This window comes from Myxococcus sp. RHSTA-1-4 (assembly GCF_020037125.1).
In the GTDB taxonomy this organism is placed as follows: Bacteria; Myxococcota; Myxococcia; order Myxococcales; family Myxococcaceae; genus Myxococcus.
The window spans coordinates 1-20,934 of sequence record NZ_JAIQDG010000033.1 but is presented as its reverse complement, the minus strand read 5'-3'; the positions used below and the strand labels follow the sequence as shown (position 1 = coordinate 20,934).

The following is a 20,934-nucleotide window of genomic DNA, read 5'->3' as shown; positions in this document are numbered from 1 at the left end:
CCGGTGTGTGCTCAATGCTGAGCGGCGGAAAGGGCGTACTCCGTGCCTCGCACGGTGCGCCCCGAGCGAGGAGGCCCTTCAGCCGTGCTCCCGCACCCGGGCGTGGCACGGCAGCCGTGCCCGGGGCGGGTGGCGCTCAACGACTGCTTCTCTCCCTGTCAGGCCTCGCCGTGTAGGGCTGGGCCCTGGATGCCGGTCTGGCACGGCGCCTGTTCCGGGCATTCGTCGGCATGGGGGCCACTGCCCGTCGCGTGTGCCTCGCCGCCTTCGGCACGGCGGCGAGGATGCACAGCCAGAGCCACGGACTCACTGACGGCTCCGCAGCCGTTCGCGCATGGCTTCGTGCCGGCGGTGATGCTCCTCGCGGGCCTGCTCGATGAGCTCGCGCGCCCGCGTCTTCTGCGTGTCGCTCAGCACCTGCTCCGCCTGCGCGTACGCGGCCTCGTCATTGGCGCGCAGTTCGTGGAAGAGCGGCTCCGCCTGCTGCATCCGCTCACGCATCCGCGCGGCGTCGGGGGGCTCGCCTCCCGGGGGGGCGTCGGCCGCCCGGCTGCCATCCATCGGCGGCGGGCCCGGCGGACGGGGCGGTCTCAACGCCCGCAGTTGCTCGTGCAGCGAGGCGTTCTTCTCCTCCAGCGCCGCCTGGAGCTCGGCGACCTGGGCGACCTGTTCCGGCGTCAGCGCGAGCGCCTCCCGGTTCTCCAGCAGCAGCTCCAGCGACGAGGGTGGCCGCCGGGGGCCTGGCTCACTGCCTCCCGACCCCAGCCGCGCCCCGGCGTCCTGCGCGCACGCCACCGCCGGGAGGGCCAGCACCACCATCAACGGCATCATCTTCCACGACATGAGCTTCCTCCGTTCCGCGTGAGCCGGGGCGGTCCTGCCCTCCAGCGCCTGCCTGGCGGGTGCCCTGGCGCATCACGGTGCAAGGTGCGCCTCACCCATGTCCCCGAGATGAACCTTCTATTTCGGCATATGTCGGAGGCTCCGGGCTCCGTAACATTTCGTCATCTCCGCGAAGTGTTACGGACATGGCCGGGTGACACCTTGCGGCTGTGGACCCCGGCGGGAATACCCGACTCCCTCCAAGCCGCCGGACCACGCCTTTCGTTGCTACCTTGTCCGGGAGCTCGCGATACGGGAGACACAATCCATGGAGCAGCCCACGCCCCTGACCCCGGAAGAGGGCACCGTGCAGGTCCTCCTCGTCGAGGACGACGAGCGGCTCGCCCGGCTCACCAGCCGCTACCTCCAGGAGCACGGTGTCGTCGTCACCGTGGCCCACTCCGGCACCGACGCGCTCGCGGAGGCCACCCGTCACACCTTCGACGTCGTCCTGCTCGACCTGATGCTGCCCGGCCGTGATGGCCTGCAGGTGTGCCGCGAGCTGCGCGGCCGCACCGACGTGCCCATCATCATGGTCACCGCGCGCGGCGAGGAGGCCGACCGGGTGCTCGGCCTGGAGACGGGCGCGGACGACTACCTGGCCAAGCCCTATTCGTCACGCGAGCTGCTGGCCCGCATCCGCGCCCAGGTGCGGCGTGCCCGCGGCAAGGCCGGTCCCGCCACCCAGCCCGTCCAGGTGGGGCGGCTGACGCTGGACCCGCGCAGCCTCCGCGCCACCCTGGACGGCAGGGTGCTGCACCTCACCACCTATGAGTTCGGCCTGCTGCGCGTGCTCGCCGAGCGCGCCGGGCGCGTGCTCAGCCGCGAGCAGCTCCTGGACCTGGTGAAGGGCAGCGCGGAGGAGGTGTTCGACCGCTCGGTGGACGTCCACATCTTCCGGCTCCGGCAGAAGCTGGAGGCGGACCCGCGCAACCCCACGTTGCTCAAGACGGTGCGCGGGGCGGGCTACATGCTCGCCACCGGAGAAGAGACGTGAGCCCGTCGTGGCGCCGGCCCATCTTCCGCCGTCCGGGGCGGCTGCTGCTGCGCATCTACATGGTGGGACTGGCCCAGCTCGTGCTGGTCAGCGCCACGCTGCTCGCCGCCCGCCCGTTCGTGCTGGAGAAGCCCTTCCGGCGTGGTTTCTCCCAGCACTTCAAGTACCTCGTCCAGGAGTGGGTGGCCCTCCGGGATGACCCGGCCGTGCTCCAGGCGTCGCTGGACCGGGCGGCGGAAGACCTCGATGCGAGGGTGACGCTGCGCGATGCGGCCGGGCAGCTCATCGCCACCAACACGCCACGGCCCGCGCCGCCCCTGAGCGCCGCCGAGCTGCGGGCACTGGGCAGGCCGGGCCCTCCTCACAAGGGGCCTCCTCCGCCCGCCATCAACGTCCGGGTTCCCGAGCACGGTCCTCTGGAGGCCTACGCCACCATCTTCATTCCCCCGCCGGCGCCACCCGCGCCGGACACCGCGCTCACCGTGGCCGCGGTGCTCATCTGCACGGCGATTACGTCCCTGGCCTTCGCGCGAACGCTGGCCGGTCCCCTCCAGCGGCTGGCCCAGGCGGCGCGGGACTTCGGCGCGGGGAAGCTGGACACGCGCACCGGCATCCGCCGCCGGGACGAGCTGGGCGAGGTGGCCGAGGCCTTCGACGAGATGGCCGGCCGCATCACCCACCTGCTGCGCTCGCAGAAGGAATTGCTGGCCAACGTATCGCATGAGCTGCGCACGCCGCTGGCGCGCATCCGCGTGGCGCTGGACCTGGCGGGGGAGGGAGATGCCGCCACCGCGCGCGAGGTGCTGTCCGAGCTCACCGAGGACCTGTCCGAGCTGGAGCGGCTGGTGGAGGACGTGCTCACCACCGCGAAGCTGGACCTGGCCACCTCCGGCCCCGGCTCCGCCGCGCCCCCGCTGCGTCTGGAACACGTGGACCCGGGCGCGCTGGTGGACAAGGCCGCCGCCCGCTTCCGCTCCACCCGCCCCGGGCACCGGCTGGCGGTGAGCGTGGACGCGCCCCTGCCCGCGCTGGAGGCGGACCCGGTGCTGCTGCGGCGCGTGCTGGACAACCTGCTCGACAACGCGGGGAAGTACTCCGAGCCCGGCACCACCGTGCGCCTGTTTGTGCGCGCGGTGGGGCCGAGCCTCCAGTTCGAGGTGGCGGACGAGGGCATCGGCATCGACGCGGAGGACCTGCCTCGCGTGGGGACACCGTTCTTCCGCACGGACCACAGCCGCGCCCGGAGGACGGGCGGCGTGGGACTGGGGCTCGCCCTGGCCCGGCGCATCGTGGACGCGCATGGCGGGACGCTGGTGCTGGAGAGCCGCCCCGGTGAGGGCACCACCGTCCGCATCCTCCTGCCGGCCGTCCCACGAGAGGAGCGGGCGGGCGGGCAGGCGGGTGCCACCGCCTCGCGCTGACACACGCGGTAGGGGCGTGGACGCGTGGCCCGGGGGGGGAGGGCGATATGCAAGGGCTCTTCCCGCGTTCACGGGCAGTCCGTGCAAGGAGCCCTCATGCCCTTTCCATCGCGTCTCATCGTGAGCCTTTGTGTCATCGGCGTGCTGGCCGGTTGCGGGGGGACGGCCCGGAAGCCCGTCGAGACGCAGCTCCCCACCCGGTTCGCGCAGGTCATCTTCGTCCCCGTGCCGGAGATGCTGGCCGCCGCGGAACAGCTCCTGAAGGAGAAGGGGTTCTCCCTGGAGGAGGAGAAGGACCCCGGGCAGCGCGTCACCGCCTGGAAGGAGTCGAAGGGCCCTGATGGCACCGTCGAGGAGCGCTACCTGGTGACGGGCATCGCCGCCGGGCCCGGCCGCTCCGTGGTGCGAGCCTTCCTCCTGAAGAATGGGGGTGGCGGTTTCTCGCGCAAGCGGGACGTGGCGCTGGAGGAGGCGCTCGGGGCGCGGCTGAAGGATGCCGTCTGGACTGGCGTGGCCTCCAGGGAGGGGACGTGGGTGCCGCCGCCGGCCGAGGCGGTGCGCGACGAGAGCTTCTATCTCACGCGCTGGCGGGACGAGGCTCGCTGCCTGCGCAGGGTGCGCGGCGTGGCCGAGCTGCTGACGCCGGGGCTGGTGATGCTCATCGGCGAGCAGCTCGGCTCGCGCGAGGCGCCCGCGGTGGTGGGGGACGTGGTGTGCGAGGCCGCAGAGGCGGGCCATGCCGTGGCGCTGGGGCTGTCCATTCCCCACGAGGAGCAGGAGCGCATCGACCGGTATCTCGTCAGCGCGGGCACTCCGGTGGACCAGGACGCGCTGCTGGAGGGGCACTTCTGGCGGCGGCCCTACCAGGACGGCCGCAGCAGCCGCGCCGTGTTCGACCTCATCGACCGGGTGCGCGCCATGCGCGAGCTGGGCCTGCGGGTGTCGCTGGTGGCCTATGACACCGAGGAGGCCCGCGCCAGCGAGCGCGACGCCGTCCTGGCGGACGTGTGGCTGAAGCGCCATGCCGCGCGGCCGGAGGAGGTGCTCATCGTGCTGGCGGGCAACACCCACGTGCGCACCGTCACCGGCGTGCCTTGGGACCAGGACTTCACCCCCATGGCCCACCACCTCCGTTCGCTGCCGACGCTGCGGGTGCTGGAGCTGGGTTATGCCCCAGGGAAGCGGTGGGGCTGTGGGCTGGACAACCGGAGCATGCTCGACTGCCGCATCGTGGGCGCCATTCCGGACGCCCGCGTGGCCGACCACCCGGGGCTCAGCCCCTACGTGCGCTTCTACCCGTCACCCACCGAGGAGGGCTACCAGGGCCTGCTCTTCGTGGGCCCGCTGACGGCCTCGTTCCCCGCCCTCCAGCCGCCCGTGAAGGCACAGGTGCCCGTGCGCGCGCTCGGACCCTCCAGTCCGCCTCCTCGTTTCCAGGAGCCCCCCAAGCCCCCCGCGTCGCGGCAGAGCGGCGGGCGATGACCCTGGCCGCGTGGCCCTCCAGCAACCGCCGCGAGAGGCCCAACAGGCGCAGGTCGAACATCACCGCCGCGCCCACCAGGATGACGAAGCCGAGGATGTGGGCCGTCTCCACCAGCGGAAAGAGCAGGGGCTCACGGCGCAGCGTCTCCGCCAACGCCGTGTTCTCCAGCCAGCCAAGCCACCCCGGCTCCTCCATCAGCGCAGTTCCACCGTCTTGCCTCCCACGGTGATGCGCTCGGCGCGCAATTCATCCTGGGTGGTGCGGTGGGGATGGCCCTCGACGGTGACCTTCGCGCCTTCCTTCAGCGCGCTCGCGGGCAGGCCCCGGCTCTGCATCCGCGAGGGCGGCGCGAGGACGACATGCCAGGTCTTCTCCTGCTCCTCGAGCTCGATGTAGCCGTGCGGATTCTCGTAGCCCGACTCGCGGATGACTCCCGTGAGGGTCATGGCGCGTGCGCTGTCGTAGCTGCTCCAGCCATGGTGCGCGAGCGCGCCGCCGGATACGCACAGCGCGGCGAGCACCCCCATCCAGCTCGAAGTCCTCATCGTCGTGCCTCCTCTGAGGAGGAACCTCCCTGGAGGAGTCGACGCATTCCTTCACTTCCGGCGAGCGGGCGGGCGGGCGCATGCCGGGACTGATGCACTGCGACACTCCCGCGCACCTGGGCGGTGCCGTCGGCGGAGGTGTTCCCGCTCGCTCGCGGTGCGCCTCGTGCGCGTCACTCCAACCGGGGGCGTGATGAAGCGCTCGACTTCGAGCACGCGCGGCGGTGAGCGCACCCGCTGACCACGGGCCTGGCTCACACGGGTCGCGTCCTCCTCGCGGTAGCGAAGCGGGAGGGGCGCTGGCATCCTGGCCGGCGGACGGACGGAACGGAGACGCGCCGGGGATGAGGATGCGAGCAGCGGGTGCGGCAGGGGTGTTGATGCTTCTGACGGCGTGCGCGGGCACGGGCGCGGCCACCCGGACTCCCATTGCCGAGGCGGACGGTGAGGAGGGCCGTCCCGTCGTCATCGCGCGCTCCTACACGCTCGAGTCGCGCGTGCTGAAGGAGACCCGGCGCATCAACGTGTACCTGCCACCGGGTTACTCCGAGGGGCAGGCCCGCCTGCCCGTGCTGTACCTGCTGGACGGTGGAGTGCACGAGGACTTCCCCCACATCGTCGGCATCGCGCAGCTCGCGAGCCTCAACCATGCCATGGGGGAGATGATTGTCGTCGGCATCGAGGGCACCGACCGCAAGCGGGACTTCACACACCCGTCCTCGGACCCGGTCGACTTGAAGGAGCTTCCGACGAGCGGAGGCTCCGCGGCCTTCCGCGAGTTCCTCGCCCGCGAGCTGAAGCCCTGGGTGGAAGCGCGCTACCGGACGACGGGAGCGTCCGCCCTCATTGGCGAGTCCCTGGCGGGTCTCTTCGTCGTAGAGACCTTCCTGCGCCAGCCGGAGCTCTTCGAGCGCTACATCGCCGTGAGCCCGAGTCTGTGGTGGGACAACCAGTCGCTCGCGAAGGAGTCGGCCGCGCGGCTGCGGGCCCATCCGGAGGGTCCCCGCTCGCTCTTCCTGTCCATCGGCAACGAGGGCGGAACCATGCAGGAGGGGGTGGACGCACTCGTCGGCGCGCTGAAGGCCCATGCTCCCGCGGGCCTGCGGTGGCACTACGAGCCCATGCCCGGCGAGCTGCACAGCACCATCTACCACCCGGCCGCGTTCAGGGCCGTGCGCCTGTTGTTCCCTGTGTCCCAGGCGGAGGCGTCTGGGGGGCCCTGAGCGGAATCCCTTTCAAGGGGATGGAGGAGGCCCCTCCCATGGTGGCCGACGGGGTGGGGCGTCCCGCTCACCGTGATGCCAGAGGGCGTTGCGCATGTTGGGAGCGGGACGTCGCGAACCGGGGTCGGCTCGTTTCGCGGGGCCGAGCGGCAGCAATGCAATCGGGTGCTCGTCGCTATAGCCAGCAGCGCCACCGTCGCGGGTCGGGTTGTCTCGTCGGGCAACGGTGTGCGGAGCGGTTTGTCGTCAGGACTGAGCGGGCGCTAGCCGGGTGGCGGTGGTGTGGCACGGCCGGCCAGCCATCTGGGAGCCCGTCAGCCAGCTCGCGTACGAGCGCGTCGCGCACGAAGCGTGTGAGCTGTCCGCGCTGCTCCGGCCGTAATTCCCGGCTTCTCCTCCGCGTCCTGGCGCATTCTGCCTACCCCCGGGGAGGTATTTCCCATGGGCCACCCCCGAGGGTAGTTCAACGCTTGCGCCTGGAGACAGGAGGTCAACGAAGGGGCCAAGAGGTGAAGCTTGCCAGGGGTGTGGCTTGACACGGACTCAGAGCGTGAATAGTTAGCCTACAGGACGAGGATGTTGGTGCTCGTTCAGGTTAGGAGGCTTGAAATGGAACGCCCACCCCTTTGGAAGGCCCGGAGGATGCGAAGACTGGAGCTCATTCTCCGGCTTGTTTCCTTGACCCTGGTGATCTCCAAGACATTGTTGGACTTGTCAGCAGGGCGAACGCTGGTCTGAAGACGGATGTCGGGACAGCGAATGCGCTGGCGGTGACAACCAATTCATGAGTGTGCTCTTGCATGTGCATGCATTGGTGTTGAGCAATTGGTGCTTGTCCAGGTAAGGCTCGGAAATGCCTCTGGCTGTGATGCCGATAGGCGATTGAGCAGAGATGACATAGCGGTCCGCGAAGTCAGCGAGGATGACCATGCCAGCCATTGACCTCCTCTTCCCGGTGCGGGGCGGCCCGGTGCCGCTCGACCATGGCTACCTGCTGTTCTCCGCGCTGTCCGCCCGTCTCCCAGGACTGCACGAGCGGCGGGACATCGGCATCTTCAACCTGCGGGGCGAGAGCAACACGCGGGAGTTGCTCTACCTTGGACGGGGCACGCTGCGCCTGCGGTGTCCGGCCGAGGTCCTTCCTCTCCTGCTTCCCCTGGTGAGCGCCCCGCTGGAGGTCGCCGGGCGTGCACTGACGCTCGGCGCGCCGACCCTCCGCGTGCTGGAGCCGGTCTCCTCGCTCTCCGCGCGCGTCGTCACCTTCAAGCACTCGTTGGACGAGGCGACGTTCCACGCGACGGCCCTCCGGTTCCTGGCGGAACTCGGGTGCCAGGCCCGGCTCAAGGTGGGCCGCAGGCGGGTGGTGGGCATCGCCGGCAAGAAGGTCGTGGGCTTCGCGCTCGACCTGGAAGGATTGTCGGCCGAACACTCGCTCCGCGTGCAGGAGCAGGGCCTGGGCGGGCGACGACACATGGGCTGCGGCCTGTTCCTCCCCACCCGCCCTACTGCGAAGTTCGCCAGGCCGCTTCCGGCGCGCGTGGAGGCGAGGGCGTGAAGCACCTGCTGGCCAAGGGCACCGCCAGCCCGGACCGTCCCGAGGGCGAGGCGACGCTGCCCGGCCATACCGCGATGGTGGTGGCCGCCGCGGAGCAGTTGCTCGAGCACCGGGGCCGCGCGTCGCTCCTCGCGGCGGGGCTCGACCCCGGGCTGGAGCCCCGGCTGCGGCGGCTCGTGCTGCTCGGGGCGGCGACGCACGACCTGGGCAAGTGCAGCGACCACTTCCAGCAGATGCTTCGCGGCAGGCGCCACGAGCCCCAGCTCATCCGCCACGAGGCGCTCTCCCTATGGCTGGGCTGGCCGGGACAGCCGCTCGCCTCGTGGCTCCGGGCCGCTGTCGATACCGACGAGGACCTGTGCCTCGCGCTTGTCTGCGCCTCGGCGCACCACCGGAAGTTCCAGTCCGACGCCTTCGCTCCCGAGGATGCCGGGGCCGGGTCGTCCCTGTCCCTGCTCGTCCACCACGCGGACTTCGCCCGCACCCTGGCGCTCATCGCCGGCAAGCTGGGACTGCCCGCGCCGCCGGCCTTCTCCTCGGCCATTTCCGTCTCTGTCTCGCGAAGGGCTCACCCTCGCGAGCAGTTCCAGGAGTGGCAGGACACCTTCGAGCGCACGCTGCCGCCCGACATTCCGGAGGCGCGGCTGCTGGCGGTGGCCAAGGCGCTCGTCCTGGCGGCGGACGTCGCCGGCTCGGCGCTGCCCCGGAGCGGGGAGAAGCACGGCTGGGTGGGCCAGCAGCTCTCGCGCCCGCGCTCCGCGGAGGGCCTGCTGTCGGTGGTGGAGCGCCGCCTCGGCGGACGGCCCCTGCGTCCCTTCCAGGAGGCCGTTGCCCACAGCCGCGCCCCGGTGACGCTGGTGCGCGCCGGCTGCGGCAGTGGCAAGACGGCGGCGGCCTACGCCTGGGCGGCCCGCCAGCACCCGGGGCGACAGCTGTGGCTCACCTACCCGACCATGGGCACGGCCACCGAGGGCTTCCGAGACTACCTCCATGGCGCGGACGTGGAGGCCCGCCTCCAGCACTCGCGCGCGGAGGTGGACCTGGACATCTTCGGGCTTCGCGGCGACGGCGCCCACGCGGGCGAGGGTCCGAGGGACCAGGACCGGCTGGAGGCGCTGCGCTCCTGGGGGGTGGACGCCGTCACCTGCACCGCGGACACCGTGCTCGGGCTGGTGCAGAACCAGCGGCAGGGGCTCTACGCCTGGCCCGCCCTCAGCAGCGCCTGCGTCGTGTTCGATGAAATCCACGCCTACGACGCCCGGCTCTTCGGGTGCCTCCTGCGCTTCCTGGAGGCGCTGCCCGGCCTCCCCGCGCTGCTGATGACCGCCAGCCTGCCGGCGGCGCGGCGGGAGGCACTGGCCGCCATGTGCCAGCGCGTCCATGGCGTGCCGCTGGCGGAGGTGTCCGGCCCGGAGGACCTGGAGGCGCTCCACCGCTACCAGCGCGCGGACGCTCAGGAGCCCTGGCCCCTCGTCGAGGCGTGTCTCGGCGGAGAGGGCCGGGTGCTGTGGGTCAGCAACACCGTGGACCGCTGCCTGGCCATCGCCGACGAGGCGCGGCGGCGCGGCCGGAGCGCCCTGCTGTACCACAGCCGCTTCCGCTACCGGGACCGTGTCGACCGGCATGGCGACGTGGTGGACGCCTTCAGGGCCCCGGGCTCCGTGCTCGCGGCCACCACCCAGGTGGCGGAGATGAGCCTGGACCTGTCCGCGGACCTGCTCGTCACGGACTTGGCTCCCATCCCCGCGCTCATCCAGCGGCTGGGACGGCTCAACCGCCGCAGCACCCCGGAAGCCCCGGCCCCCGTGCGCCCCTTCCTCGTGCTGCCCTTCGATGGCAAACCCTACGACGCCGCGGACCTGGGGGAAGCGCGAGCGTGGCTGGAGCGGCTCGGCTCCGGGCCCCTGTCCCAGCGGGACCTCGTCTCGGCCTGGGAGGCACCCGCCGGGAAGGATGTGGAGGAGCGGCTGGCCAGCGCCTGGCTTGATGGGCGGTTCGACACCGGGCCCGCCCCCTGCCGCGATGGCAGCCCCAGCCTGACGGTCCTCCGCGAGGTGGACGCCCGGGCCGTGGAGGAAGGCCGCGAGAAGGTGCAGCACGTCACGCTTCCCATGAACCTGCCACCCACCTCGCTGCCGTGGCGGAGCTGGCGCCGGCCGGGCCGGCTTCCCTATCCCGTGGTCCCCGACGAAGCCCTGGCCTACGACCCGCTGCGAGGTGCGCGATGGCGAAAGCAGTGAGCGCGCGGAAGAAGGCCGCGAGCGCCCCGGGTTCCACGGGTGCCCGGAAGAAGGCCGTGAAGACTCCGGGCCCCACCAGCGTCCGGAAGGAGGCCGGTACACCGCCGCTCGCCATCCGCCTGCACGCGCCGGGGATGACGCCGCTGCTGCGCGCCGGGGCGGGAGGGCTGGCCGCCTCGCTGCGCTTCCTCCTCCTTCAGGAGCAGCCGTCCGCGCCGTGGCCTTCCGAGGTCCGGCTGGGCCCGGGCTCCGCGCGGGTGGAGCCCACCGCCATCCACCTGGACTGGGGCGGCGCCGCGCCCGAGGAGACGCTCCAGGCCCTGTTCCAGGGCGCGTTCCGGCTGACACGTCCAGAGGGCTTCATCGACCTGCCGGGCACCCGGCGCCCCGGGAAGCCCCCGCCGAATCCAGAGGTGGGCGCCGCCCTGCAGGACGCACTGAAGCAGACCTTCCTCCAGCACGGCCAGACGACCCGGGGCGGTACGCCGAGGACGCTCACCTTCACGGTGGACGACCGGGAGCTGCTGGTGCGGACGCAGGGGTATGCGTCCTTCGTCCACCAGGAGGCGTGGGAGGACGTCGTCCGGGCGCTGCGCCAGGGCACCACCCCGCTGGCCGGCTGGGCGTACCCGGGGGCCTCGGAGCGCCACATCGGCCTGGGCGTCACCAAGGTGGAGTACACGGCGGAGGAGGCGCTCTGCGCGTGCTTCGCGCCGGTGGGCTGTCTCACCTTCAAGCTCCCCCAGCTTCGCGGCGGCGCCTTCGTCGCGCTCGCGCCGACCGACCTCGTCCGCTTCGCCGAGGTGCGGCCCCGCCTGACGCCCCAGCGTCTGGAGGACGTGTCCATGGCGGGTGTCTCGGACGCGGTGCTGGCCGTGCAGCTCGCCTTCAAGCTGGAGTCCGGCGGGCGCCACCGGGAGCTGCTGTCCGCGGCCGAGGCGGTGGCGCTCCGGCCGCTGCCGTGGAACCAGAAGCAGAAGGTCCGCTGCGCGGTGGTGCGGCCCGGCACCCTCGCCGACGCCGTGCTGGACCGCTACGCGGAGGCGTCAGCGGCGCTCCCCAACCGGCTCCGCGTGCTCAAGACGGAGGGCGGCCCCGGCCGGGGCACGAAGGGAAAGCAGCCGGAGGAAGCTCCGGGCTTCTTCATCGCCACCAGCGCGCTGCGCGCCTTCATCACGGAGAACCTCGCGGCCGGGCGGCCCTGGCACGCCGGCTTCGCCACCGCGACCACGGAGGAAGGCCGCTTCATCCACTACTACCGCACCCGGGACAACCTGGGCGCTCTCCTCTCGGAGGAGAAGAAGGGGCTCATCGCCATGCACCCGTACCTGGAACAGGCCGAGCAGTGGCTCGTCCAGAGCGTCCACGCCGCGCTCCGGCAGCGGCTGGGGAGGATTGCCGAGGAGACGGAGAACAGTCCGCTGGCCACGCGCCACAACCGGATGGACACGGAGCGGGAGCGGCTGCGGCTGCGCTTCGCCGGCGCCAAGACGCACGAGCAGGTCCGCGAAGCGCTCGCGGACCTCTGGAGCCGCGCGGGCACCAACCGCGAGCTCCAGGCGCACTGGCAGGACATCCTTTTCCTCTTGCGGCCGGAGCACTGGCGCACGGCCCGGGACCTCGCCCTGGTGGCGCTGGCCAGCTACCAGGGCCGGGGCGCCGAGTCCGCCGGGGAAGCCCCGGTCGCGGCCGAGCCCGCCGACGCCGAGTGACACCGCCGCCATTCCAGGAGCCAGGAGCCACGCCCATGAGCCTTCACGTTTTCGCCGCCATCGTCACCGCCACGGGGACCGCCGCCAACAACCGGGGCCTCACCGAGGGCAACATCACCACCTTGCAGAAGCTGGTGTGGAACGGGCAGGTCCACACCACCGTGTCCGCCGAGTCCATCCGCTTCGCCCTGCGCCGCCGCCTCCAGGAGGAGGAGCCCTGCAACCGCGCGTACGACGACGAGGCCCGGAGCAACACCTGGCGGGACGCGGCCTTCAGCGCCTGGGGGCCGAAGCCGAAGGCGGAGCCCTACATCGATGATGACCTGCTGGGCTTCATGGCCGCCGAGGGCGCGAAGCAGGAGGGGGAGAAGGGCAGCGCCAAGGTGCGCCGGGCCGTGCTGGAGGTGACGCGCGCGGTGAGCCTCACCCCCTGGCCCGGCGACATCACCTTCAACGCGGCGAGCCCCGGCGCCACGCCTTCCGCGCAGAAGGGCAAGGGAAGCAACCCCGTGCCCTACGGCACGGAGATGCACGCGACGCGCTACCAGTACGGCGTGGCCCTGACGCCCTCCGCCCTGCGCGTGCCCGCCCGGGCGGCCACGGCCCTGCGCCTGTTGTGCGCGCTGGGGCCTGTCGCGGGCAACCACGGCCGTTTCCTCTTCGACTTCAGCCCCGAGTCGGTGGTCTTCCGCCTCACCCAGGAGGCCGCGCCCCGCATCCTCTACACCTTCCAGCCGGTGCCGGGCGGCGGCGTGGACGTGCCCGAGCTGGTGCGCAAGGTGAAGGGCGGGGACATCCCGGCGAAGGAGCTGGTGCTGGGAGGCGCGGTGGTGGACGGCCTGGGCGCCGAGGCCCGTGAGGCGCTGTCCGGGGCGGAACTGCACTCCGGTGTCGTCGCCGCCTGCCAGGCGGCGTGCCGGCGGCTGGAGGCGGAGAAGCGGTGATTGCGCTCGAGCTATCCGTGCCCGTGGCCTGCTGGCGCAAGGGGCGGGCGCGCGAGCTGGTGGAGAGCGAGGTGCTGCCACCCCCGGCCACCTGCTACGGCGCCCTGCTGTCGCTGGTGGGAGAGATGGACCGGGAGCGCCACAGGGGCTGCCGCGTCACCGCGGGGCTGCTGAACACGCCGGCCATCAGCACGGTGGTGCGGACGTTCTGGCGGACGAAGAACTTGAAGCAGGCGCGGGGCAACGGGGAGAACGCGGGGCCCGACTTCCAGCAGCTCGTCATCGACGCGCGGCTGGTGGTCTGGTGCGACAGCAGCGAGGAGCCGGACGCCGCCGCGGGCCTGGAGGGCCGGGTCGTCCGTGCCATGCGAGAGCCGGCGAGCGTGGAGCGCTCCGGGGGCTGGTCGCTCGGAGAGTCCACGCACCTCATCAACGACGCGCGGCTGCTACCCGACGGGCGGCCTCCTTCCGAGTGCCGTGCCTTTCTCTGCCAGCCGACGGGCACCCTCACCTTGCCTGTATGGGTGGATCACGTGGGAACCCGGCTGACGCGCTTCGCGGTGGGGGAGCTCGAGCGCCTGTGTGATGCGCCCGAGCTCCACCGGCTTCCGCGCATCCCCTGAAGCCTTTCCAACAAGCCAGGTAGTCACCCTCTTTGATGACTCAGTGGGTTGCGGGTACATGGAGTCCGCCCACCGGCGGGCGCCTGACGCCCGGAGCCCCGGTGGTGCGTACCCGGGGAGGGGAGGCCCCGTCACATGCACCCAGAGTCCACAAGTCCGAAGCCGGCCGGCCACGAGTCGCCCATCCGCATCCACGCGCTGCACGCGCTGGCGTACTGCGAGCGGCTCTTCTACCTGGAGGAGGTGGAGGAGGTGCGCGTGGCGGACGCCGCCGTCTTCGCGGGCCGGCGCCTTCACGTACAGCTCCAGGAGGAGGGCGAGCGCGTGGAGCTGGAGCTGTCCAGCGAGGCGCTGGGGTTGCACGGGAAGGTGGACGCGGTGCGCACGCGGGACGGGGTGCTGGTGGTGCACGAGCACAAGCGCGGGCGGCACGCGCCGGGGAAGGACGCGCCCGAGGCGTGGCCGAGCGACCGGCTCCAGGCGGGGGCCTACGCGCTGCTGGTGGCGGAGCGCTTCCCGGGCGTGCCCGTGGAGTGCCGGGTGCGCTACCACCAGACGGACACCACCGTCCGCTTCCCGCTGGACGCGGCGCTGCGCCAGCAGGTGGAGGCCGCCGTGGCGCGGGCCCGGCTCTTGCGCGCGTCCACGGAGCGCCCGCCGGTGACGGCCGAGGAGCGCAAGTGCGCCCGGTGCTCGCTGGCGCCGGTATGTCTTCCGGAGGAGGAGCGGCTGGCGGACGGCGAGGCGCGGCCCCGGCTCTTTCCCGAGGACGACGTGCGGCAGGTGCTGCACGTGACGGTGGCGGGGACGCGGGTGGGGCGGGCGGCGGAGCAGCTCGTGGTGACGCCGCCCGAGGGAGAGGGCGAGCCGGCGCGGCTGCCGGTGCGCACCGTTTCCGCGCTCATCGCCCATGGGGCGGTGCAGGTGAGCGCGCAGGCGCTGGCGCTGTGCGTGGAGAACGACCTCGGCGTGCACTGGTTCACAGCAGGCGGGCGCTACCTGGGCGGGCTGGGCGGAGGCCCGGGCAACGTGCAGAGGAGGCTGCGCCAGTTCGAGGCGCTGCGTCAGCCGGACGTGTGCCTGGGACTGGCGCGGCGGCTGGTGGCGGCGAAGCTGGAGGGGCAGCTGCGCTTCCTGCTGCGCGCCTCGCGCGGGGACGCCGCCGCCCGCGACGTGCTGGCGGCGGCGGTGCGGGACATGCGGGCGCTGCTGCCTCAATGCGCGCAGGCGCCGTCGCTGGACTCGCTGCGCGGCCTGGAGGGGGCGGGGGCGGCGCGCTACTTCGGGGCGCTGCCGTACCTGCTGGGCGAGGAGGTGGACCCGCGGCTGCGCTTCGACGGCCGCAACCGGCGCCCGCCGAGGGACAGGTTCAACGCGGTGCTGGGCTTCCTGTACGGGCTGGTGCACCGCGAGGTGGAGGCGGCCATCCGGGCGGTGGGGCTGGACGCGGCCTTCGGCTTCTACCACCAGCCGCGTGGCTCGGCGGGGCCGCTGGGGCTGGACTTGATGGAGCAGTTCCGGGTGCCGCTGGCGGACATGCCGCTGGTGGCATCGCTGAACCGGAAGGCGTGGGACGCGGAGGCGGACTTCGAGGTGACGTCCGAGCACGTGTGGCTGAGCCGGGCCGGGCGGGCGAAGGCGATTGAGCTGTACGAGCGCCGGAAGCGGGAGACGTGGAAGCACAACGTGCTGGGGTACTCGCTCAGCTACGCCCGCCTGGTGGAGCTGGAGGCGCGGCTGCTGGAGAAGGAGTGGACCGGGAAGCCCGGGCTGTTCGCCACGTTCAGACTGAGGTGAGCCATGGCCGAGCCGAGACGGTGGTACCTGATTACCTACGACATCCGGGACGCGAAGCGGTGGCGCAAGGTGTACGCGCTGCTGAAGGGGTACGGGGAGTGGCTGCAACTGTCCGTGTTCCGATGCTCGCTGACGGACCGGGACCGGGAGAAGCTGAGGTGGGAGCTGTCGCGGCGGATGGACGCGGTGGATACGTTGCTGGTGATAGGGTTGTGCGGCGGGTGCGTGGAGCGGGTGCGCGCCATCAACCCCAAGGAGGACTGGCCGGAGGAGCCGCCACCCTTCCGGGTACTGTGAGGCGGCGGACATTCAAGCACCTCGCCGTGGCGGAGGCGGCGAGGGGCGGAAAGAGGTGAAAAGCTGAGTGGTTTCATGGGGTTGAGTGCTCTTTGACAACCGCATAGGTGCATGAATGGGGAAAAGCCCAGGAGTTTCATGGGGTTGGGGGATGTGGGATGGACGCGGGACGCGAGGTTCGTGTAGAAGGGCGGGGGTGCTTGAAAAGGGGGGAGGTAAGTTGCTGGAAACACAAGGGATTTGGGACGGGCAGTCCCGCTCGCCGTGATGCCGGAAGGCGTTGAGCACGTGTTACCGACGACCGCAACTCTTGTACAGTTTGGTCCCGCTCGCCGTGATGCCGGAAGGCGTTGAGCACTGATCCCTCTCCACTTCCCCTGGCGGCGCCTCCTCTGTCCCGCTCGCCGTGATGCCGGAAGGCGTTGAGCACGCGTGGCGCTTCACCGCGAGGCACCCGCGCGGGCCGAAGCGTCCCGCTCGCCGTGATGCCGGAAGGCGTTGAGCACCGGCCGGTGAGCGACGGCGGATTCGGGCTCACGCCGTGTCCCGCTCGCCGTGATGCCGGAAGGCGTTGAGCACGTGAGAAGGGGCGTGTGTTTATCCGGTTTAAACGGGTGTCCCGCTCGCCGTGATGCCGGAAGGCGTTGAGCACCCTACACCTCCACGTTGAGGGAGTCCGCGAGGGCGGCGTCCCGCTCGCCGTGATGCCGGAAGGCGTTGAGCACCAGTAGCTGCGGTCCGGCCGCGCCTCGGCCATCTCCAGTCCCGCTCGCCGTGATGCCGGAAGGCGTTGAGCACCACAGGAACCAGGTCCGAAACGGACGCGATGACGCGTCCCGCTCGCCGTGATGCCGGAAGGCGTTGAGCACAAGTCTACTCAGGGCTGGTGGAGAAGGTGCGCGCGCAGTCCCGCTCGCCGTGATGCCGGAAGGCGTTGAGCACCCGCCGGGGATGGGCTTGGTGTGGGCGGCAGTGGCGGTCCCGCTCGCCGTGATGCCGGAAGGCGTTGAGCACTTGAGCTCCACCGGGAAGAGGTCGTTGCCGCTGGTGATGTCCCGCTCGCCGTGATGCCGGAAGGCGTTGAGCACATGTCCGACACGTTGGGGAAAGCCATGAGGGTACTCGGTCCCGCTCGCCGTGATGCCGGAAGGCGTTGAGCACGCCAAAGCCAACGCGGGTGAGCGTTCGGTGTGGTTTCTGTCCCGCTCGCCGTGATGCCGGAAGGCGTTGAGCACAAGTAGCGGTAGGCGTGGCCGTTCTTCATGCCGAGTCCCGCTCGCCGTGATGCCGGAAGGCGTTGAGCACGAGAACTCCCGCTCGTCCGTCACCTTGACCTGCTCGCGCCGTCCCGCTCGCCGTGATGCCGGAAGGCGTTGAGCACTCAAGCGGCGGCATTCACGAGATTTTCGTGTCTGTGGTGTCCCGCTCGCCGTGATGCCGGAAGGCGTTGAGCACGTGAGCTGCTGCGCGAACAGGAACGGCGTGACGCCGTGTCCCGCTCGCCGTGATGCCGGAAGGCGTTGAGCACAGAAGTTGAACGTCTGTCTGGGAAGCTGGCCATGCTGGGTCCCGCTCGCCGTGATGCCGGAAGGCGTTGAGCACCGGGTAACGTGACCATCTCTTGCTCGGTCGATGAAGTCCCGCTCGCCGTGATGCCGGAAGGCGTTGAGCACGGGGAGAGGATGGCTATGGCTGCGGCGGCGGACTTAGTCCCGCTCGCCGTGATGCCGGAAGGCGTTGAGCACCCCGTTTCCAGCGTCAGAAGCAGCGTCGTGCACCTTGTCCCGCTCGCCGTGATGCCGGAAGGCGTTGAGCACCTGTTGGCGATGAGCGACAGGTCGCGCACCACCTCGAGCGTCCCGCTCGCCGTGATGCCGGAAGGCGTTGAGCACTCCTGGAGGATGCCCTCCACCCCGCGCACCACCACCGTCCCGCTCGCCGTGATGCCGGAAGGCGTTGAGCACTCTTGTGGAAGCTCGCTGGGCACGAGGTTGACAGCCCGCGGTCCCGCTCGCCGTGATGCCGGAAGGCGTTGAGCACTCGGGGTTCAAGAAGCCCGTCCCGCCCGTCACCGTCCCGCTCGCCGTGATGCCGGAAGGCGTTGAGCACTTGGGGTTGCTGCTGCTGGGCAAGGGCGAGTCCTACCAGTCCCGCTCGCCGTGATGCCGGAAGGCGTTGAGCACAGGCCGGCGCTGAAGGGCGTGGCGCTGGGGAGGTTGTGTCCCGCTCGCCGTGATGCCGGAAGGCGTTGAGCACTCGTCAACCGGCGGAAGTGGCGAAGGCCGGTGCTTGCCGTCCCGCTCGCCGTGATGCCGGAAGGCGTTGAGCACCAGCGGATTCAGGCGCAGACGCAACAGGCCATGGTCCCGGTCCCGCTCGCCGTGATGCCGGAAGGCGTTGAGCACAATCGCGCCGCCGATGTTGGTGAACCACAGCCGCCCGTCGTCCCGCTCGCCGTGATGCCGGAAGGCGTTGAGCACCGCTGGTGAGCACGAACATGCGCGTCATCTCGTCCCCGTCCCGCTCGCCGTGATGCCGGAAGGCGTTGATCACATTGATGCCTTCCGGAAGCTACTCGCCCCCGTGTCCCGCTCGCCGTGATGCCGGAAGGCGTTGAGCACGTCCAGTTCTACCAGCAGTCCGGCATGACGCTGGTCCCGCTCGCCGTGATGCCGGAAGGCGTTGAGCACAGCGGCAGCAACGACAACCCCGAGAAGGACGGCAAGAGTCCCGCTCGCCGTGATGCCGGAAGGCGTTGAGCACTGCTCCGGGGAGGGTTCGCCATGGCGGGACGCCGTCAGTCCCGCTCGCCGTGATGCCGGAAGGCGTTGAGCACAGTCTGGGCACGTCATCGACACGGCCAGCGGTGCGTCCCGCTCGCCGTGATGCCGGAAGGCGTTGAGCACTCGACGGAGAAGACCTCTTTGGCGGCGCCGTGCCAGTGTCCCGCTCGCCGTGATGCCGGAAGGCGTTGAGCACTAGACCTTACTCACGGAGACCTTATCCACGGTCAGTCCCGCTCGCCGTGATGCCGGAAGGCGTTGAGCACTTGGGCTTCTGCGGCTCCTGGAGCTGGCCTTCGAGGGGTCCCGCTCGCCGTGATGCCGGAAGGCGTTGAGCACTACATCAGCGACAACGAGTCGTGGGTCGATTCCAGTCCCGCTCGCCGTGATGCCGGAAGGCGTTGAGCACCAGAAAGGCCAGAGCAAACAGCACCGTGACTAGCGGTCCCGCTCGCCGTGATGCCGGAAGGCGTTGAGCACTCCCTACGAAAGACGCATGGTGTGACTACAATCCGGAGTCCCGCTCGCCGTGATGCCGGAAGGCGTTGAGCATAAGCGCCTCGGTACACTTGGCAAGGTAGGTGGCCCGGTCCCGCTCGCCGTGATGCCGGAAGGCGTTGAGCACCGGCGCCCTGCCGCGAAGGTGGGGCGGGGTGCGGCCGAGTCCCGCTCGCCGTGATGCCGGAAGGCGTTGAGCACTCGAAGAGGCCGTCCAGCGCGGTCGGTTGCGGCTGTCCCGCTCGCCGTGATGCCGGAAGGCGTTGAGCACCCGAGCGAGGTCCCGAGCAGGGCCCCCTCGTGGCTGAGTCCCGCTCGCCGTGATGCCGGAAGGCGTTGAGCACCCGGACCTGACGGTGGAGCACTTTGCCATCCTGGAGTCCCGCTCGCCGTGATGCCGGAAGGCGTTGAGCACAGGAGCACGCGGTAGGGCAGCAGCGCCGCGCCCTGTCCCGCTCGCCGTGATGCCGGAAGGCGTTGAGCACACGTCCACGCGCTCGCGCTCGGCGCGGACCTGCTCCGTCCCGCTCGCCGTGATGCCGGAAGGCGTTGAGCACCCCTTGCCGTCAACCTCGACGTAGATGTTGACCTTGTCCCGCTCGCCGTGATGCCGGAAGGCGTTGAGCACCGGCCCTCGCGGCCTATGACGCGGCTACGGGAGGTGTCCCGCTCGCCGTGATGCCGGAAGGCGTTGAGCACTTCTCTTGCCTCCGAATGCGCGCCGCGCTGGACGACTGTCCCGCTCGCCGTGATGCCGGAAGGCGTTGAGCACAAGACGGCGTGGCGCCCCGCGGGCACGGCCGGCGTCTTCGTCCCGCTCGCCGTGATGCCGGAAGGCGTTGAGCACCCGCCGAGGCCCCGGATGGGACCGCGCAATGCAGCAGCACGGTCCCGCTCGCCGTGATGCCGGAAGGCGTTGAGCACCGCAGCGGTGTGGATGGGCTCGGCGTCGCCTTCGGCAAGTCCCGCTCGCCGTGATGCCGGAAGGCGTTGAGCACCCGCCCCGTGGGTGCTGGGCGCGCACGGCAGCGCGTCCCGCTCGCCGTGATGCCGGAAGGCGTTGAGCACGAGGAGAGTCAGCATGGTCGTCGCATTCAGGTACGACGTCCCGCTCGCCGTGATGCCGGAAGGCGTTGAGCACTAGAAGGACGGGTAGAGGATGCCGCTGCCGGTGCGGTCCCGCTCGCCGTGATGCCGGAAGGCGTTGAGCACCTCCCACAGCGACAGGAAGTACCCCGCGAAGTCCAGGTCCCGCTCGCCGTGATGCCGGAAGGCGTTGAGCACAAGGAGGGCACCGACTACGGCGTCATCCCCGGTACGCGTCCCGCTCGCCGTGATGCCGGAAGGCGTTGAGCACCTGAAGATGTTCGAGTACATCTCCGTGCCGAACATCGTCCCGCTCGCCGTGATGCCGGAAGGCGTTGAGCACCGGGACGCGCAGGCCATCGGCGCCTGGGCCGGCTGGCAGTCCCGCTCGCCGTGATGCCGGAAGGCGTTGAGCACGGCAGGTTGGCGCCACTGAGGCGCGGCGACACCTGTCCCGCTCGCCGTGATGCCGGAAGGCGTTGAGCACCCATCACCAAGGTCGTCCAGGTCCGCACCGCAGCGCAGGTCCCGCTCGCCGTGATGCCGGAAGGCGTTGAGCACTCGCAACTCGTGACGGGCAGCACGTACGACAGAAGTCCCGCTCGCCGTGATGCCGGAAGGCGTTGAGCACAGTTCCACGAGGGAGGCCACCCGGGCATCCCCCGTCCCGCTCGCCGTGATGCCGGAAGGCGTTGAGCACCAGTGGTGTTCTGCGACGTCACCGACTCGGAGGGACGTCCCGCTCGCCGTGATGCCGGAAGGCGTTGAGCACCACCCCTTTCAAGGTGTAGGGAGCGTGTCGCTCCCTGGCCGTGCGTGTAGGGAGGCATGTTGGGGCCGCGAGACCA

Annotated in this window: 13 protein-coding genes and 1 CRISPR repeat array; of the genes, 11 read left to right on the top strand and 2 right to left on the bottom strand. The window is 70.9% G+C overall.

The window, feature by feature from the left end; translation table 11 throughout:
- Positions 1-306: 306 nt before the first annotated feature.
- A complete protein-coding gene (locus K8638_RS34440) occupies positions 307-843 on the bottom strand; it encodes a hypothetical protein (protein ID WP_223758942.1) in 537 nt (178 codons plus the stop codon).
- A 307-nt stretch (positions 844-1,150) separates the two neighbouring features.
- Between K8638_RS34440 and K8638_RS34435 the strand changes: the two genes are divergently transcribed.
- The 3 genes from K8638_RS34435 to K8638_RS34425 all read left to right on the top strand — a co-directional run bounded on the left by K8638_RS34435 (position 1,151) and on the right by K8638_RS34425 (position 4,782).
- A complete protein-coding gene (locus K8638_RS34435) occupies positions 1,151-1,879 on the top strand; it encodes a response regulator transcription factor (protein WP_223758941.1) in 729 nt (242 codons plus the stop codon).
- Positions 1,876-3,300 (top strand): HAMP domain-containing sensor histidine kinase, encoded by a 1,425-nt coding sequence (locus K8638_RS34430; RefSeq protein WP_223758940.1) that lies wholly within the window; start codon positions 1,876-1,878, stop codon positions 3,298-3,300. The genes K8638_RS34435 and K8638_RS34430 overlap by 4 nt, the downstream gene beginning before the upstream one ends.
- A gap of 96 nt (positions 3,301-3,396) precedes the next feature.
- Positions 3,397-4,782, top strand: a complete 1,386-nt coding sequence (locus tag K8638_RS34425; RefSeq protein WP_223758939.1) for a hypothetical protein — start codon at positions 3,397-3,399, stop codon at positions 4,780-4,782.
- A gap of 195 nt (positions 4,783-4,977) precedes the next feature.
- Here K8638_RS34425 and K8638_RS34420 read toward each other — a convergent pair whose 3' ends face one another.
- Positions 4,978-5,328: a DUF6152 family protein gene (locus K8638_RS34420; protein ID WP_223758938.1), complete on the bottom strand. Its 351-nt coding sequence runs from the start codon at positions 5,326-5,328 to the stop codon at positions 4,978-4,980.
- Positions 5,329-5,708: 380 nt separating this feature from the next.
- Here K8638_RS34420 and K8638_RS34415 point away from each other — a divergent pair, with 380 nt between their 5' ends.
- From K8638_RS34415 to cas2, 8 genes are all read left to right on the top strand, one after another.
- Positions 5,709-6,551 (top strand): alpha/beta hydrolase, encoded by an 843-nt coding sequence (locus K8638_RS34415; protein ID WP_223758937.1) that lies wholly within the window; start codon positions 5,709-5,711, stop codon positions 6,549-6,551.
- Between the two features lie 928 nt (positions 6,552-7,479).
- On the top strand, positions 7,480-8,106 hold the full coding sequence (cas6, locus tag K8638_RS34410; protein WP_223758936.1) for a type I-MYXAN CRISPR-associated protein Cas6/Cmx6: 627 nt from the start codon (positions 7,480-7,482) through the stop codon (positions 8,104-8,106).
- Positions 8,103-10,346: a CRISPR-associated helicase Cas3' gene (gene cas3 / locus K8638_RS34405; protein WP_223758935.1), complete on the top strand. Its 2,244-nt coding sequence runs from the start codon at positions 8,103-8,105 to the stop codon at positions 10,344-10,346. Before cas6 ends, cas3 begins: the two co-directional genes overlap by 4 nt.
- Positions 10,331-12,058 (top strand): type I-MYXAN CRISPR-associated Cas8a1/Cmx1, encoded by a 1,728-nt coding sequence (cas8a1, locus tag K8638_RS34400; protein ID WP_223758934.1) that lies wholly within the window; start codon positions 10,331-10,333, stop codon positions 12,056-12,058. The genes cas3 and cas8a1 overlap by 16 nt, the downstream gene beginning before the upstream one ends.
- A gap of 35 nt (positions 12,059-12,093) precedes the next feature.
- Positions 12,094-13,002: a type I-B CRISPR-associated protein Cas7/Cst2/DevR gene (gene cas7i / locus K8638_RS34395; protein WP_223758933.1), complete on the top strand. Its 909-nt coding sequence runs from the start codon at positions 12,094-12,096 to the stop codon at positions 13,000-13,002.
- Complete coding sequence (cas5, locus tag K8638_RS34390) at positions 12,999-13,625, top strand: type I-MYXAN CRISPR-associated protein Cas5/Cmx5/DevS (RefSeq protein WP_223758932.1); 627 nt, start codon at positions 12,999-13,001, stop codon at positions 13,623-13,625. The genes cas7i and cas5 overlap by 4 nt, the downstream gene beginning before the upstream one ends.
- Before the next feature lie 135 nt (positions 13,626-13,760).
- On the top strand, positions 13,761-15,422 hold the full coding sequence (gene cas1, locus K8638_RS34385) for a type I-MYXAN CRISPR-associated endonuclease Cas4/Cas1 (protein WP_223758931.1): 1,662 nt from the start codon (positions 13,761-13,763) through the stop codon (positions 15,420-15,422).
- 3 nt (positions 15,423-15,425) lie between these two features.
- Entirely contained in the window at positions 15,426-15,719 is a 294-nt protein-coding gene (gene cas2 / locus K8638_RS34380; RefSeq protein WP_223758930.1) for a CRISPR-associated endonuclease Cas2, read from the top strand.
- A 252-nt stretch (positions 15,720-15,971) separates the two neighbouring features.
- A CRISPR array of direct repeats spans positions 15,972-20,858; the repeat unit is 36 nt; unit sequence GTCCCGCTCGCCGTGATGCCGGAAGGCGTTGAGCAC.
- Between the last annotated feature and the right edge of the window lie 76 nt (positions 20,859-20,934).